This is a genomic window from Vreelandella neptunia (genome assembly GCF_034479615.1).
Taxonomy (GTDB): Bacteria; Pseudomonadota; Gammaproteobacteria; order Pseudomonadales; family Halomonadaceae; genus Vreelandella; species Vreelandella neptunia.
On sequence record NZ_CP140255.1, the window covers coordinates 81,566 to 96,453 of the forward strand.

A 14,888-nucleotide genomic window follows, 5' to 3' on the forward strand; every position below is an offset into this window, starting at 1 on the left:
TAGCCATCACCCCAGCCCCTCGGCACCTTGCGGCGTTAGCAGTTCATGGGCAGGCAGCGCAGAAGGTGCCGCAGGCGGTGGGACGGCTTCATCACAGCCTAACGCCTGCGCCACCCGCAGTGCACTCCACACGCCGTCTTCGTGGAAGCCGTTACGCCAGTAAGCGCCGCAAAAATGGGTGCGATGGGCCGTAGACGAAATGTCGGCGTGTCTCGCCTGAGCCGCTTGGCCAGCCAGGGTGAACTGCGGATGCGCGTATGTGTAGCGGCCTAGCACCTTGCTGGGATCGATGCTGGCGCTGTCGTTCAGGGTCACGCAAAACGTAGAGTCACTTTCTATCCGTTGGAGGATATTCATAGCGTAAGTGACCGATACCCGTGCTTCGCTATCGCGCTGATCCAGGCGGTAATTCCAGCTCGCCCAGGCGCGCTTGCGGCGCGGCAGCAGAGCGGTGTCGGTATGCAGCACCACCTCGTTATCCTGGTACGGCATGGCGCCGAGGATCGCTTGCTCATCGCCGCTAGCGTCGCCCAGCATGGCCAGGGCCTGGTCGGCGTGGCAGGCGAGCACCACTTGGTCAAAGCGCTGGGTGCCGGAAGGTGTGGTGATAACAACGCCCGTGCTGTCGCGGGTAATCCGGGTGACCGGTGTATTGAGATGAATGCGCGATGCATAGGGCGCAGTCAGGCTGGGGATATAGCTTTTGGAGCCGCCCACCAGGGTGTACCACTGGGGCCTGTGGTTGACCGATAGCAGGCCGTGATTGCGAAAAAAACGCACAAAAAACGCCAGCGGGAAGGCGCGTAAATCACTGATGCTGGCCGACCAGATGGCAGCCCCCATGGGCAGTAAGTAGCGCTGCTGAAAATCGCGGTTGTAGTGGTTGCGATCCAGGTATTCACCCAGGGTCATATGCTCGGGAAGCTGTTGGCTCTCCAGCGCTTTGGTAGCCTGCTTGTTAAAGCGCAGAATGTCGCCCAGCAGGCGATAAAAAGAGGGATTCAATAAATTGCGTCGTTGGGCAAACAGCGAGCTCAAAGTATGCCCGTTGTACTCAAAGTCCCGCGCTGTCTCGTGTACCGAGAAACTCATTTCAGTAGCTTGTGAGGCGACACCCAGGGTGGCCATCAGGCGCTGGAAGTGCGGGTAGGTCCAGTCGTTAAAGACTATAAAGCCGGTATCGATAGCATAGGGTTGCCCTGCAACGTTCACGTCCATGGTGGCGGTGTGCCCCCCCAGGCGTGAATCCGCCTCAAACAGGGTGACCTCGTGCTGGGCGGAGAGATACCAACCTGCTGCCATGCCGCTAATGCCGCTGCCGACAATGGCGATACGTTGTGACGCCCCCGGCCTTGGTGATAACACGGTGCTCATGACGCCTCCTTTTGGCTGCGGGTCATGCGCAGACCAATCTGACGGCGCAGAGCGGGGGGAAAAATGCCCAGCAATTTGACTATATAGGTAAACCGGCGTGGGAAGTGGATATCCAGCCGCCCCTTCACCAGCCCCGCGATAATGGCATCGGCTGCTTGCTCTGCCGTCACCTGCATCGGCATAGGGAAGTCGTTACGTTCGGTTAGAGGCGTTTTCACAAAGCCAGGGTGAACCAGGCTGACCTCAATGCCCTCCTGATCAAGATCCAAGCGCAGTGACTCTAAAAAGTAACTTACCGCGGCTTTAGACGCCCCATAGGCTTCCGCGCGGGGTAGCGGTAAATAGGCCGAAGCGCTGGAGGTGGCGGCTAACCGGGCCGGAAGGCCCTCTTTGCGCGCAGCGCGCAGCAGTGGCAGTGCCGCTTCAACGCCGTACAGAGTGCCGAATAGATTGGGTGTAAAAACCCGCTCGACTAACTCCATATCGAACTGCTGAGCATTCAGATATTCGCAGGTGCCGGCGTTAAAGAGCGCCAAATTTAACGCCCCCAGCTGGTCGCGAATGTGGTTACCCGCCTTGAGCACTGCCTGCCGGTCGCTGATGTCCAGCGGCAGAGGGTGGGCATTGGGGTGGCCTTGGCACTGTGTTTCGAGTGCCTCAGCGTTGCGTGCGCTAAGCACCACCTGATGGCCTTGGGCGATGAGTTTACGCGCAAGCGCTTCACCAATGCCGGAGGTGGCACCGGTTAACCAAATACGTTGGGGCGTTTTCCATGTGCTCATCAAGTCTTTCCTCATCAAGGCCTTCCTGTTGCACCTGACCAGCCCTCAAAGCGTGTTCGGCTTATTCATCGTGTGATTAAGCCAGGCGTTTTTTTAACCAGCGGATGGTGCTGCCCATCAGCGGTAAATGTTCGTAGAGCATGGCGCCCGCATCAAAATAGTCCCGATGGCGCTGCACGCGACCGTCATCAGCAAAGGTAAGCGCACTACAGCCTTCGACCTCGACCGGTTTACCACCTGCCAAGCGCGGATGGATAAACGTCATGGTCCAGGTAACGAACGCTTGCTGACCCTGTAACTGCCGAACGTGGTAACGGAATTGGCACTGCTCAACATTTTCATACATGGTTGAAAAATAGCGCTCTAACGCTTTGCGGCCTGCGATCTTATGCAGCGGGTCGCTAAATACAATATCTTCAGTATATACCTCGTATAGCTTTTCTGTACAGGTATTGTCTAGTTTATTAAAAAAGGCGCAGAACGCCTCTAATGCCGCAGGCTCAGCCATCACGGTCTCCCCTAGCAGTTGCTAACAAAAGGTTTATTTAGAGAGCAACTTAAACGCCTCTAAGGCGCGCTGACGTGCTGCTTTGTGGTCGACAATAGGCGCTGGGTAGTCGACATCGGTGAGTAGATCTTGCTGCGGCGCGTGGCGCGCTTTGGCGGGTAATTTGGCCAGCTCAGGCAGCCAGTGGGCGATAAACTCGCCTTCAGCGTCAAAGCGTGTGGACTGGGTGGTGGGGTTAAAAATGCGAAAGTAAGGAGCGGCATCGGTGCCTGTTGAGGCTGCCCACTGCCAGCCGCCGTTATTGGCGCAGAATTCACCGTCAACCAAGTGGCGCATAAAAAAGCCTTCACCGCGTCGCCAATCAATTAGCAGGTGCTTGCTTAAAAACATCGCTGTAATCATACGCAGCCGGTTGTGCATCCAGCCGGTCGTCACTAACTGGCGCATGGCGGCATCGACAATAGGGTAGCCCGTTCGGCCCTCGCACCAGGCCTGAAAGCCTTCGTCATCGTCACGCCAAGCTAGTTGCTTGGTATGCTCCTGAAAGGGCTGGTAGCGGCACACCTGCGGAAACCCCACCGCTACGTGCTGATAAAATTCCCGCCAGACCAGCTCGTTGACCCAGGTAGTAAGGCCGATATCGCCATCGGCTAAGTGACCGCCGTTTTCGCTCATTACCGCTTGTAAACATTGGCGATGGGAGATCATGCCTAACGCCAGATAGGGCGACAGTTCACTGGTGCCGCGTACCTTCGGCAGGTCGCGCTGGGCGTTATAGTGACGACCACGAAAGCGGAGGAAGCGCGCCAAGTTATCCGCCGCGGCATTTTCACCGGCTGGCCAGAGCCGCCCATCTACGGGGGTGTTTTCAAGCTCGGGCAGTGCAGGCAGTGGGTCGCTTTTAATATCCAACGAAGCCTGTACGCTGGGCGTCTCGCGTAGTGCCAGCTGGTCGGCGCTGACCTGTTTGTGCCATGCTTTGGAGAACGGCGTAAATACTCCGTAGTAGTCGCCTTTGCCGGTTAGCAGACTGCCGGGGGAAAACGCTACGGCATCGTGGTAGCCATGGGCGGCGATGCCGGCCTGTTTAAAGGCGTCCTGCACAGCCTGGTCGCGGCGGCGCTCATTGAGGGCGTATTCGTGATTGAAGTGCAACTGCTCAACATCATATTGGCGAGCGATCTCAAGCAGCGCCTTGGGCGCCTGATCATAGCGTTCAATATCGCGATGCAGCAGCGGAATATTCAAACCGTTGAGCGCTGTTCTGACGGCAGCGACGCCGCGCGCCCAAAAATCCAGCTTATTAGCGCCGTGACCATGGGCCTGCCACTGAGGAATGCTGCGCAAAAACACCGCTATCACAGGGCCCTTAGCCGCGGCGGCGGCGAGGGCGCTGTTGTCGTCAATACGCAGGTCGCTGCGCAGCCAAATCAACTGACGTTTCATAGGCTCTCCTGTCATAGGGGGCTCCTGCGGCACAAAAAAATGGCCGGTCGCACATAGGCGAACGGCCAGTATAAAAGCGTGCTGGTTAGAGTACACCAGACTCGCGTAATAGTGGGCGCAAACGGGCAATCGCCTGAGGCAGGTCATCACCCAGCATGTGTACCGGTCCATCGCGCAAATCGTTTTCGCGCAGACGAGCCACTTCGCCACATACGCCGATGGGTACGTTAAGCGCTTCAGCCGCTTTAGGCAGCGCCTGGTTAATATAGCTATCGCTCTCCCGCTGACCGCTAGAGAGCAGTACCATAGAAGAGTGCAGCCGCGCGACTGCCTGGGGGAGATCCTCCAGCGGCAGCGAGTGGTCAAGCATCTGCACCCGGTAGCCCTGTTCGCTGGCCATTAGCGCCGACATCAGCACCCACAGAGGGCCTGGGTCGTCGGGCATGGCGTTGAGTAGAATCAGCGGGCCACGGGTAGCCTGATTGGCATAGTGCAAGCGGATGCCCACCTGGCTGCGTAGGAAGGCTTCCAACGTGCGGCGCACTAACTGATCCGCTTGAACGGCCCACTTGGCCTCTAAGGTTAAGATGACCGGTTGCCAGAGCTCGTTAATGGCCACGCTTAGCGGGTAGAGCGCTAAACTCTGGTGATAAACCGCTTCCAGCTTGGGAAGATCCAACGCTTCGATGATAGCTTGCAGCTGCTGGCGCTGGCTTGCCCAGTCGCCGGCATCTGGTGTCGGGGCTTCAATTGTCTCTGGCTGGTCAAGCAAGTCGGCGACTTGACTGACCGGCACACCACGATTGAGCCACTGCAGGATGCGTTCGATGCGGGTAATGTCGTCCTGAGCGTAAAGACGATGACCTTTCGGAGTGCGCTGGGGGCGAATTAGCCCGTAACGTCGTTCCCAGGCGCGAAGCGTGACCGAATTCACCCCCGTTAAGCGAGAAACCTCGCGTATTGGATAGAGTGGCGTATCGGGTGGGTGGGTCGCCTTAAGACTCATGGGCGCCAGTACCTCTTTGTTAACTGCAGCGCGGCGCTGCAGGGGCCTGTCATGGTTCGCCGCGGCGAAGGTGATTCATGTTCCATTTAAAGGTTGCCTGATTTAAAAACTAAACATTAGCACGATACTGTATGCCCATTTGTACAACTTGTCGCTACCCGGTACAACCTTTATAAGAATCCTTCTTAATCATTTAAGCCCCTTGCTTATTGAACCGACCGGCCTATTAGTGCCTCTCCTAAACGGTGGCCGGAGAGCCAGGCATCCTCAACGCGGCCGTCGCGGAAGCTGTCACCGCACAGGGCCAAACCATTCGCACTGTATAAGTAATCATGCTTACAAGAAATTGATGGCTGCGCATAACGCCAGCGGTGGGCGCCTGTTTCAATAAGCCGGGGGAAGGTGAATTCACTGGGGAAAACGCCCTTCAAGGCGGTGAGTAGTTGTTCTGCCACCCACTCGGCAGGCTGCTCTAAATGAGCTTCGCTCCACTCAAGCCCCGCCAATAAGCTGACGCTTTCCGGCTGTGTGTCGCGCCCCGGCTTGGTTTGATTGCGGGATACTATATTAAGCGCTGAATTAAGCACTGAGCCCTGGGATGGATGCGTGATACGCGCCATCTGCCAATCTGGGTCAACACCGGGTACGGCGGGGAGCGGCCCGTCAAAAATTGCCCATCCCGCCCAACAGGCCCGCTGTGTTCGGGTTAAACAAGCTGCTGCCAAAGCATCGTCCCAGGGTTCGATCAGCGCATGGGCCTGAGGAGGCGGCGCGCTAATCACGACCTGGTCATAAGGCCCGTGGCGAGACCCGGCAGCGTCTATTAGTAGCCAGCCGTTGGGCGTGGGGTCAAGCATGTCGATGGGCGTACCGGTATGCAGCTCGGCATTGGGCTGGGCCGTGAGTGAATCGGCCATATGTCGCGTCAAGGCGCTCATTCTGGGCGCGCCGACGTAACGCTTTTGGCCATCATTGTGCGCCTGCCAGCCGCGTGAACTAGCCTGATAGGTACGGGTCGGCCAAACAGCTATGCAGCTAGCTGCAAGCCATTCATCGACCGTGCGTTGAAAGTTTACGTCGCGCACGCTGAATGCCTGAGCGCCTAAATCAAGCGTTGCGCTGGGTCTACGTTTACTTGACATACGCCCACCGGGGCCACGGGCTTTATCAAACAGCGTGACGTTGGCGCCACTGCTGGCCAATACCTCCCCGCAGGCAAGTCCTGAGATGCCTGCGCCGATGATAGCAACTGATTGAGAGGCGGGAAGCGGCGGTAGCAGTTTGGCCATGAGCACTCGCAACGTGAAAAAGAGGTCGAATTAATCGTTGTGAAAGCGCATTGTAGCAGTTGTGTATAAATATCGTACAATTTAATATTAATTATATTTGCTTAGCTGAGTTTCTATCCCAAGGCAGCTGTAAGCAGCGGTAAATAGGGCCGTTATAAGCAGTGCCTTTATAAATAGTGCCGTTATGAATCTAAACAGTGCCGTTATGCAATAGTGCAGCCATGAAGGCTTGCAACGATGCCATCTAACAGGAGCAAAACCCCATGCGCGTATTAATTACCGGAGGCAGTGGCTTTGTCGGCCAGCGACTATGCCGGCAGTTAGTTGAAAAGGGTCACGAGGTGCAGGTGGTCTCCCGCTCGCCTCACCAAGTGCGGGATCGTTTGCCGAACAATTGTGACATTCGCGATAGTGCCCAGGCGTTCATTGAGTCGCCGCCGGACGCCTTGGTTAACCTGGCCGGTGAGCCGATTGCCGCCAAGCGCTGGAGCGATGAGCAGAAAGCCAAACTGATTAACTCCCGGGTGGCGGCGACCGAGCAGTTGGTGGCGCTTTGCGAACAGCTCAAAGCTAACGGCCAGCCGCTGCCTAAGGTGGTGGTATCGGGGTCAGCAATGGGCTACTACGGCGATCAGGGCAGGCGCGTGGTAACCGAGGAAACAATGCCCAACGATGAGTTCGCCCATCGTCTGTGCAAACAGTGGGAGGCAGCCGCTAAGCCTATTGAGGCCATGGGCGTGCGGCTGGCGATTGTGCGCATTGGCTTAGTGCTAGAGGCGGGAGGAGGCAGCCTGGAGAAGATGCTGCCGCCGTTTAAGCTGGGGTTAGGCGGCCGTTTTGGTAGCGGCGAGCAGTTTATGCCGTGGATTCACCGCGACGACTTAGTCGCAGCGATCCTGTTTCTCATCGATCAAGAGGGCTTGAGCGGCGCCTTCAATGGCAGCGCTCCGCACCCGGTGACCAATGCTACCTTTACTAAAACCCTGGCCAGTCATCTCAACCGCCCGGCCATTTTCCCAGTACCTGCTTTTGTCTTGAAGGCGGGCTTTGGAGAAATGTCGCGGCTACTGCTGACCGGGGCAGATATGCGCCCCGCGCGCCTGGAAGAGGCAGGATTTAGCTTCCAATACCCTACTCTAGACAAGGCGCTTGAGGCGATTCTTTAGCTATTAGCGAGCCCAACTTGCGGCGGCGTTAGGGTAAAGCGGGGGTCTTTCGCCATGGCCGGAAAATGTTCCCAACAATTCCGGCATTTCCGCCATCCATGGCGGTCAGATGGCGAAAGTAGCGCCAAGGGACGGGTTTACAGCGCCCCCGCGGCACCCTAACGCCGCCGCTGTGCCGTTTACTTTAACGACTAGCGGTCAGCATCAACGGTGATAATCACCCGTACTGAGTCAAGCCGCAGGCGAGTGTTCTCAATCGCTTCACTAAGCGCCTTGCGCTCATCTTTTAACGCGTCGATTTCAGCACTGCGCACCGCCGGATTGTGCTCGGCAAGTGCAGTTAAGCGCGCAATCTCGGCGTCCAGCTGGGCGCGCATGCGCGCTTCAGCGTTCTCGACGATGCTGGGCAGCTGGCGCTCGGCTTCGCCTTCACCCTGCGTGAGCAGTTCACGCAGCTGGTCGTGGCGGCTCTTGATCAAGTCCCGTGCCAGCGACTTGTTAACCTTCTGAAGGTTCTTGCCCAAACCGGTGAAGGAGATCTTGCTGGTCAGATTGGCGCCTGATTCATCCAGCAGTAAGCGTACTGCGGTGGGCGGCAAGAAGCGGTTAAGGTGCAGCTTCTTGGGCGCCGGGCAGTGGGTGCGGAACACGAGTTCAGCCATCAAGCGGCCGCTGGGAATGGCATCGTGGCGCAGCAGAGCGAGCGCCGAGTTGCCCATGGTGCCATCCAGTACGCGGCCCATCATTTCCCGCAGTAGTGGGTGCTCCCAGGAGAGCCGTTGCACATCGTCACGGGCCAGCGCCTGGGATCGGCTGTAGGTGGCGGTAAAGCCCTCTTCGCCTTTAACCAGACCCGGCAAGCCATCCAGCATATGTTGGCTGGGCTGGAGGTGCATTAAGCCTTTGCCGATCTCCTGGCTTTCCACGCCGAAAATATCCAGCGCCCGTTCCAGGTAGCGCGGCAGAGCGGCGTCGTCATCAAGTTCGCGCACCGCGTCGATCACCTGCTGAGCGCGGGCGGGGCGGCAGGCGTTGAGCTCAAGCAGACGGTTACGGCCTGCATCGTGCTCCGCCAGCTTGGCGCTAAACATCGCACGGGTTTCGGCGATGATCTCGTCAAGCGCCTCATCATCCAGCAGGGCGTCAGCCAAGGCGTCACCAAAGGCATCAAATAGCTCGTTGCCGACCCCATGGGGGGCACTGAACGCATCCATCCCTTCGTGGTACCAGCGCAGTAGGCGCTCGCCGGGGCTGCCCTCAAAAGTCGGAATGTGCAGCTCAATGGCGTGGCGCTGACCGATGCGATCCAGGCGGCCGATGCGCTGTTCGAGCTGATCCGGATGCTGTGGCATATCGAACATCACCAGGTGACGGCAGAATTGGAAGTTGCGCCCCTCCGAGCCAATTTCTGAGCAGACCAATACCTGAACGCCTTCATCCTCATCGGCAAACGCCGCCGCTGCGCGGTCACGCTCTATCAGGGAGAGGTCTTCGTGGAACACCGGTGCGTGGTAGCCGCCCAGCACCCGTAGCCCTTCAGCAAGCCCTTCGGCGGTTTCCCGGTGGTGGGCAATGACCAGGACTTTCTCGTTGGCGAAGCCGTTCTCACTGTCGTCGCTAAGCTTTTCCAGTAGCCAGTTAACCCGCGGATCGATGTGCCACCAGTCTTCGCCGTTGAGCGGGTCATTGCTGAGTTCGCGGTAGGCCGCGTCAGGATAGATCAGCACGTCGGGGTGATCCATGCCGGTCTCGATCAGCAGTTCGTCGAGGTAATCATCATCGCGCTCTAAGCGGCGCACGACGCGACGGTAGGCCGAAGGCAGCGCTAAGGGCACTAGATTGAGGCGTCGCTCCGGGAAGCCCCCTACGTGACGGCGGCTGTTGCGGAACATTACCCGGCCTGTGCCGTGGCGATCCAGCAGCGCTTCGCTCAGTTGGGCGCGAGCGGCGTCCTGCTGTTCTTGGCTGGCCTCAGGGTTGCATAGGATGGCCAGCAGCGCCTGGCTGTCGCGGTCATCGGCTACTGCAGAGACGTCGGTACGGGCGCTAGGGTCGTCAGGCAGTGCCTCCAAGGCATCGATGGCGCGGGCCACTTCGGTGTAGTGGCTCTCTTCGGCTTTGAAGCGCTCAAGATCGTGGTAGCGCTCGCTGTCCAGCAACCGCAGGCGGGCAAAGTGGCTCTTGATGCCCATCTGCTCGGGGGTGGCGGTGAGCAGCAGCAGGCCGGGAATCACCGCCGAAAGCTGTTCAACGCACCGGTAGCCGGGGCCGCTACCCTCTTCACTCCAGTCAAGGTGATGCGCTTCGTCAACGATCAGCAGGTCGAACTGGCTGGCCAGCGCCTGCTCTTGACGCTGGGGGTTGGCAAATAGCCAGCCTTGGCTCGCTAGCACCAGCTGGGCGCTCTCAAAGGGGTTGGCGCTGCCGTGAGCCTGGCTCTGGGTTTCATCCAGTAGCGAGACGTTGAGCGAAAAGCGCCGCAGCAGCTCAACCAGCCACTGGTGGGTGAGGCTGTCGGGCACCAAAATCAGCGCCCGCTCAACGCGGCCATTGAGTAGCAGGCGGTGCAGAATCAGGCCAGCCTCAATGGTTTTACCCAGGCCCACTTCATCCGCCAGCAGAACCCGGGGCGCATGGCGGTTGGCGACTTCATTGGCAATGTAGAGCTGGTGAGGAATCAGGTCTATGCGCGGCCCGGAAAAGCCCAGCGCGCTGTGTTGCTCGATACGCTGATAGTGGTGCAGGGTGCGAAAACGTAAATCAAACCAGTCGTTGCGATCCACCTGGCCGGTCAGCAGGCGGTCGCGGGCCTGGTCGAACTGCATGGTATCGGCGAGTTTGGCCTCGGGCAGCTCGCGCAGATTGCCTTCTTTATCTTCACCGATATAGGTGATCAGGCCGTTGGACTCTTTGCTGTCATCGACAACGATCTGCCAGCCGTCAGCGGAGAGTACGCGGTCGCCGCTGCCGAACATAACGCGGGTGAGCGGGGCCTGGCGGGTGTTGTAGGTACGGGTTTCCTGACTGGCACTGAACAAAATGGTAACGCTACGGGCGTCGCAGTTAAGCACGGTGCCGAGCCCAAGCTCAGCTTCGCCGTCGCTAATCCAGCGTTGGCCGGGAGAAAAATCGCTCATGATGCCTCGGGGGAGTCTGCAAAACGGGTCGTATGCCGCCGGTCGTGAGCACCGGCGGCAACAGGGCGGGGGATTCTAACGCAAAGCAGCGGGGGGATTAAGGTGTATCGGCATCAATCTTTTAACCAGCGATCCAGCTGGGCGCGGGTAAGCTCGCCAACGTGGACATCCAGGGTATTCCCCTGGCCGTCGAACAGTACGGTGGTGGGCAATCCCGGTGCTTGAAAAAGCGCCATCAGCTGCTGGCTGGGGTCACGCAGAGCGTAGCGAAACTCAAGCTGCTGCTCATCCAGGTAGCGCACCATGGGTAGCAGGTCTTCTCCCTGGTTGGCGACCACCACGCTAACCCCTTCGCGCTGGGCGGCCTCCTCAAGCAGCGGCATTTCACGCAGGCAGGGGGGGCACCAGGTCGCCCACAGGTTGACGATAATCAGGTCAGCGTTGTCGGTCAGTGAGGGCAGATGCACCTCATTGCCTTCCACATCCTCAAGGGTGATCTCCGGTAGGGCGTCAACCGCAAAGTCATTGCCCAGGGGCGCCAGGGTGACCAGCACCAGCCATAGGCTGGAGGCGGCGATTAGCATGGCCATCGCACCGCCCATAGCCAGTAACCGCGCCCGTAGCGTCCAAGCCGTCCATACCAATCCTGCGGCCATCCCCCACAGGCCGTGGTAGCCGGGTTGCCAGACTTTGAGCGCTTCAAGCGGGGCGTCGCTATAGCTATCCAGGTTGAGCAGAATATGGCCCACTCGAGCGCCAACTAACCAAACAATAATAAGCCCGGTAAACCAGCGCTGCTGAGCCGGGCGGGGCAGCCCTAACAAGAAGCGCGCGCAGAGCAGCAGTAGCAGTGCGCAGCCAACGGCGTAAAGGCGTGGTAGCGAAATCAGTAGCGGGCCGAGAGCAATGGCGTTCATGGGTTTCCCGTTCAGGTTTTTAACTTAGATTTTTTAACTTAGGTTTCCCGTTAGCATGCCGTGAAGCAGGTACACTGGAGACCATATCATGCGAGCTGAAAATTACGGAGACGTTATGCCCCCACCCGCTTTCGATAAGCTGCGCGCGCTAGCGATCGGCTCCCAGGCGATTGGCTTAATTCTGATTATTACCCTGGAGACCGTCATGGAAAACGCAGCACGCCCCTGGCAGGGTGTGGTGCTCGCGGGCATGTTAGCCACGGCGTTATCGATTGCCCTAGTGCGGCTTTACCGACGCAATCTAGCCCGCAAGCGTTGGGCAGAGCGCCTTGAAGCCAAAGACCATGACGATGCCTAACGCCAATGGTTGGCTTCATTGGCTGAGCATATTGGTTCTGTGCAGTCTGTTGGTGGGGTGTACCCACGCAGTGATACGCGAACACCACATCGCGCTGGCGCCAGCAGATGCGCGCGATACATGGTTGGGTGGTCAAGCCCATCAGGCGCTGGCGGAGCAGTCCGACCCCGACGGGTTCGCGCTACTGGCTGACGGTAAAGAAGCTTTTTCTGCGCGGGTGGGATTGATTCGCCAAGCCCAGCGCGGGCTGGATATTCAAACCTACCTATTGGGCGATGGCCAGACCACGCGTTTGATCCTGGCGCAGCTGATTAAAGCGGCGGAAGAGGGCGTTCGGGTGCGCCTGCTGGTCGACGATATTGGCGCCATTGGCCAAGGTGATCGACTGGCCGCTCTGGCAAGCCATCCTAGTATTCATGTGCGGGTGTTTAACCCGTTAGCGGTGGGGCGTGGCCATATGCTCACGCGAGTTTTGGCCTCGGTGGTTGATCCTGCACAGCAGCATCGACGCATGCATAACAAGCTGTGGGTGGCAGATAATAGTGTCGCCATTGTCGGCGGGCGCAATCTGGGCGATGAGTATTTTGATGCCAACGATTCGCGCAATTTCGCCGATTTGGACTTTGTGGCCATTGGCGATGTGGTGCCAGCGCTGTCGGATAGTTTTGACCTTTATTGGAATCACGGTCTGGCGCAGCCCATTGAGCGCTATCATCAAGTGGATGATAGCGCCTGGCAAATACTCAAAACCGAGCTTGAGGATTGGCTGGATAACAACGCCGACTCGGAATATTTTACCGAGCTGCGCCGTAAACCGCGCAGCGCACCACCTTGGGAAACCCTGCACTGGGGTGAAGGGCTGGCTCTGTGGGACACCCCCGGTAAGCTGTCATCAACAACCCCTGAATGGCGAGATACGCTACTCGGTGATTTAACCGCTGCTGCGTCGCTGAATCAGCATTTGGTGATCATATCAGCCTACTTTGTGCCCACCGAACAAGGGGTGAAGCGCTTGACCGAGTTGGCCGACCAGGGCGTGACCGTCGAAATTATTACCAACTCACTCGAGTCCACGGATGCCGCGGTGGTACACGGTGCTTACGCGCCCTGGCGTGAAGAGCTGTTATCCCACGGAGTGGCGCTTTACGAGCTGCGTCCAGAGCAGGAGGCAGGCGCGGATGAGGATATGCGAGTGCCCGGCGCCTCTGCTTCGGCGCTGCATATTAAGGCGTTACGCTTTGACGACCAGCTTTTTGTCGGCTCGTTCAACGTTGATCCACGCTCCATCTACTGGAATACGGAAATTGGTGTCCTGGCCCGCAGCGAGTCGCTGATACACGCCTTTAATGAGTTAGTGGCGTTAGGCCGAGACCCTTCACTGAGCTACCGTGTGGTGCTCACACCCCAAGGCGAATTGAACTGGCACCTGGAGCGCGATGGAGACATGGAAATTTTAACCACGGAGCCGGGGAGTTTTTGGCGCCATTTCAACGCCTGGTTAAGCCATACGCTTAAGCTTGAGCGCTGGCTATAGTGCATTTTTGCAAACTAGCGTTAGAAACAGATGCTTGTGTTTTTGCCATTCCAGTTCCAGATTAATAGCAGCCTTAACGATTGACCGCTGAGGCACACTAAAAAATTAAACAATCTCTTAAAATACTGGGAGCGACAAATAACATGATCAATAAGCGCGCATTAGTCACCGCTGTGGCGGCCTCGACCCTGGCAATGACCGGATTCGCACAGGCGGAGGTCAAAGTTGGCTTCTTGGGCGGCTTTACCGGGGGAATTGAAAGTTTAACGCCCCCAATTTTTGAAGGTGCTCAGCTAGCCGTAGAGCAGGTCAATGAGCAGGGCGGCATTCTAGATGGCCAAACGTTGGTGATGCCGTCTGGTGATACCACCTGTTCCGATGCATCGGCTGCTTCTAACGCCGCTGACCGCATGGTGAACTCGGAAAATGTCACCGCGATTGTCGGTGCGCTGTGTACTGGTGCGACCATTGCCGCAGCTAACAACGCCGCCATTCCCGGTGGTGTGCTGATGGTATCGCCTGCCTCTACTGCCCCTGCGGTATCCGAGCTGGACGATAATGATCTCGTCTTCCGTACCGTGCCGTCGGATGCTTTTCAGGGGGAGATCCTTGCCAAGCTGCTGCTTGAAAAAGGTATCGACGCTGTGGCAGTCACTTACGTCAACAACGACTATGGTCAGGGGCTTTCAGACGCCTTCAGCGCCGCTTTTGAAGCCGGCGGAGGTGAGATTACTGAGAACCTTGCCCACGAAGATAACCGCGCGGATTATCGCTCTGAGCTAGGCTCACTGTCAGTCAGTGGCGTGGATACGCTCGTTGTGCTGGCCTACGCCGACACCTCAGGTCAGACCGTGCTGCGTCAAGCCTATGAAAGCGGTATGTTTACCCAGTACGTAGGTGCTGACGGCATGGTCGGCGATAGCCTTATTGAAGCCATCGGTGCAGACGTGCTGGATGGCATGATCGCTACGCGCCCCGGCAGCCCTGATCTGCCCGGTACTGATATCTTTATCGAAGCTGCCGAAGCCGCTGATTTAGATCCAAGTGCGGTATTTGCTGCCCAAGCTTACGACGCTGCTTTCCTAATCGCGTTGGCGATTGAGCAGAACGGCAGCGCCGAACGTGAAGGCCTTTCCGAAGCACTGCGCAGTGTTTCCAGCGCCCCCGGCGAGGTCATTCTGCCTGGCGAGTGGGAAAAAGCGGTTGAACTGATTGCCGCAGGCACCGAAATCAACTACGAAGGCGCCTCTGGCTCTCATGAGTTCGATGACAACGGCGACGTACCTGGTGTAGTGGTTGAGATGGCCGTAGAAGACGGCACCTTTACCAGCAAAGGTCAGGTTGATCTTTAAGCTTTCCGCTGTGCGTTAA

General features: G+C 58.0%; 12 protein-coding genes. 4 read left to right on the forward strand and 8 right to left on the reverse strand.

The window, feature by feature from the left end; translation table 11 throughout:
- Positions 1-6: 6 nt before the first annotated feature.
- The 6 genes from SR894_RS00400 to SR894_RS00425 all read right to left on the reverse strand — a co-directional run bounded on the left by SR894_RS00400 (position 7) and on the right by SR894_RS00425 (position 6,405).
- On the reverse strand, positions 7-1,374 hold the full coding sequence (locus tag SR894_RS00400; protein WP_133731722.1) for an NAD(P)/FAD-dependent oxidoreductase: 1,368 nt from the start codon (positions 1,372-1,374) through the stop codon (positions 7-9).
- Positions 1,371-2,156, reverse strand: coding sequence for an SDR family NAD(P)-dependent oxidoreductase (locus SR894_RS00405; RefSeq protein WP_133731721.1), 786 nt, complete (start codon positions 2,154-2,156; stop codon positions 1,371-1,373). Before SR894_RS00405 ends, SR894_RS00400 begins: the two co-directional genes overlap by 4 nt.
- Before the next feature lie 76 nt (positions 2,157-2,232).
- Complete coding sequence (locus SR894_RS00410) at positions 2,233-2,664, reverse strand: nuclear transport factor 2 family protein (RefSeq protein ID WP_133731720.1); 432 nt, start codon at positions 2,662-2,664, stop codon at positions 2,233-2,235.
- A 33-nt stretch (positions 2,665-2,697) separates the two neighbouring features.
- Complete coding sequence (gene phrB, locus SR894_RS00415) at positions 2,698-4,110, reverse strand: deoxyribodipyrimidine photo-lyase (RefSeq protein ID WP_133731719.1); 1,413 nt, start codon at positions 4,108-4,110, stop codon at positions 2,698-2,700.
- A gap of 85 nt (positions 4,111-4,195) precedes the next feature.
- A complete protein-coding gene (locus SR894_RS00420) occupies positions 4,196-5,116 on the reverse strand; it encodes a MerR family transcriptional regulator (RefSeq protein ID WP_208862676.1) in 921 nt (306 codons plus the stop codon).
- 206 nt (positions 5,117-5,322) lie between these two features.
- Positions 5,323-6,405, reverse strand: a complete 1,083-nt coding sequence (locus SR894_RS00425) for an NAD(P)/FAD-dependent oxidoreductase (protein WP_133731717.1) — start codon at positions 6,403-6,405, stop codon at positions 5,323-5,325.
- A 263-nt stretch (positions 6,406-6,668) separates the two neighbouring features.
- Here SR894_RS00425 and SR894_RS00430 point away from each other — a divergent pair, with 263 nt between their 5' ends.
- On the forward strand, positions 6,669-7,571 hold the full coding sequence (locus tag SR894_RS00430; RefSeq protein ID WP_133731716.1) for a TIGR01777 family oxidoreductase: 903 nt from the start codon (positions 6,669-6,671) through the stop codon (positions 7,569-7,571).
- Between the two features lie 191 nt (positions 7,572-7,762).
- Here the strand turns inward: SR894_RS00430 and rapA are convergent, their stop codons facing one another.
- Both rapA and SR894_RS00440 read right to left on the reverse strand, forming a co-directional pair.
- A complete protein-coding gene (rapA, locus tag SR894_RS00435; protein WP_133731715.1) occupies positions 7,763-10,708 on the reverse strand; it encodes an RNA polymerase-associated protein RapA in 2,946 nt (981 codons plus the stop codon).
- Positions 10,709-10,821: 113 nt separating this feature from the next.
- Entirely contained in the window at positions 10,822-11,625 is an 804-nt protein-coding gene (locus SR894_RS00440; protein WP_133731714.1) for a TlpA disulfide reductase family protein, read from the reverse strand.
- A gap of 115 nt (positions 11,626-11,740) precedes the next feature.
- Here SR894_RS00440 and SR894_RS00445 point away from each other — a divergent pair, with 115 nt between their 5' ends.
- The 3 genes from SR894_RS00445 to SR894_RS00455 all read left to right on the forward strand — a co-directional run bounded on the left by SR894_RS00445 (position 11,741) and on the right by SR894_RS00455 (position 14,869).
- A complete protein-coding gene (locus tag SR894_RS00445; RefSeq protein ID WP_133731713.1) occupies positions 11,741-11,983 on the forward strand; it encodes a hypothetical protein in 243 nt (80 codons plus the stop codon).
- Complete coding sequence (locus SR894_RS00450; RefSeq protein ID WP_133731712.1) at positions 11,976-13,517, forward strand: phospholipase D family protein; 1,542 nt, start codon at positions 11,976-11,978, stop codon at positions 13,515-13,517. The genes SR894_RS00445 and SR894_RS00450 overlap by 8 nt, the downstream gene beginning before the upstream one ends.
- A gap of 143 nt (positions 13,518-13,660) precedes the next feature.
- The gene (locus tag SR894_RS00455; RefSeq protein WP_133731711.1) at positions 13,661-14,869 is read left to right on the forward strand and encodes an ABC transporter substrate-binding protein; all 1,209 of its coding nucleotides are present in this window, start codon (positions 13,661-13,663) and stop codon (positions 14,867-14,869) included.
- Positions 14,870-14,888 lie beyond the last annotated feature (19 nt).

Coding starts and splice junctions, on each gene's coding strand:
- SR894_RS00400 (WP_133731722.1), bottom strand. CDS start 1,374: ATGAGCACCGTGTTATCACCAAGGCCGGGGGCGTCACAACGTATCGCC.
- SR894_RS00405 (WP_133731721.1), bottom strand. CDS start 2,156: ATGAGCACATGGAAAACGCCCCAACGTATTTGGTTAACCGGTGCCACC.
- SR894_RS00410 (WP_133731720.1), bottom strand. CDS start 2,664: ATGGCTGAGCCTGCGGCATTAGAGGCGTTCTGCGCCTTTTTTAATAAA.
- phrB (WP_133731719.1), bottom strand. CDS start 4,110: ATGAAACGTCAGTTGATTTGGCTGCGCAGCGACCTGCGTATTGACGAC.
- SR894_RS00420 (WP_208862676.1), bottom strand. CDS start 5,116: ATGAGTCTTAAGGCGACCCACCCACCCGATACGCCACTCTATCCAATA.
- SR894_RS00425 (WP_133731717.1), bottom strand. CDS start 6,405: ATGGCCAAACTGCTACCGCCGCTTCCCGCCTCTCAATCAGTTGCTATC.
- SR894_RS00430 (WP_133731716.1), top strand. CDS start 6,669: ATGCGCGTATTAATTACCGGAGGCAGTGGCTTTGTCGGCCAGCGACTA.
- rapA (WP_133731715.1), bottom strand. CDS start 10,708: ATGAGCGATTTTTCTCCCGGCCAACGCTGGATTAGCGACGGCGAAGCT.
- SR894_RS00440 (WP_133731714.1), bottom strand. CDS start 11,625: ATGAACGCCATTGCTCTCGGCCCGCTACTGATTTCGCTACCACGCCTT.
- SR894_RS00445 (WP_133731713.1), top strand. CDS start 11,741: ATGCCCCCACCCGCTTTCGATAAGCTGCGCGCGCTAGCGATCGGCTCC.
- SR894_RS00450 (WP_133731712.1), top strand. CDS start 11,976: ATGCCTAACGCCAATGGTTGGCTTCATTGGCTGAGCATATTGGTTCTG.
- SR894_RS00455 (WP_133731711.1), top strand. CDS start 13,661: ATGATCAATAAGCGCGCATTAGTCACCGCTGTGGCGGCCTCGACCCTG.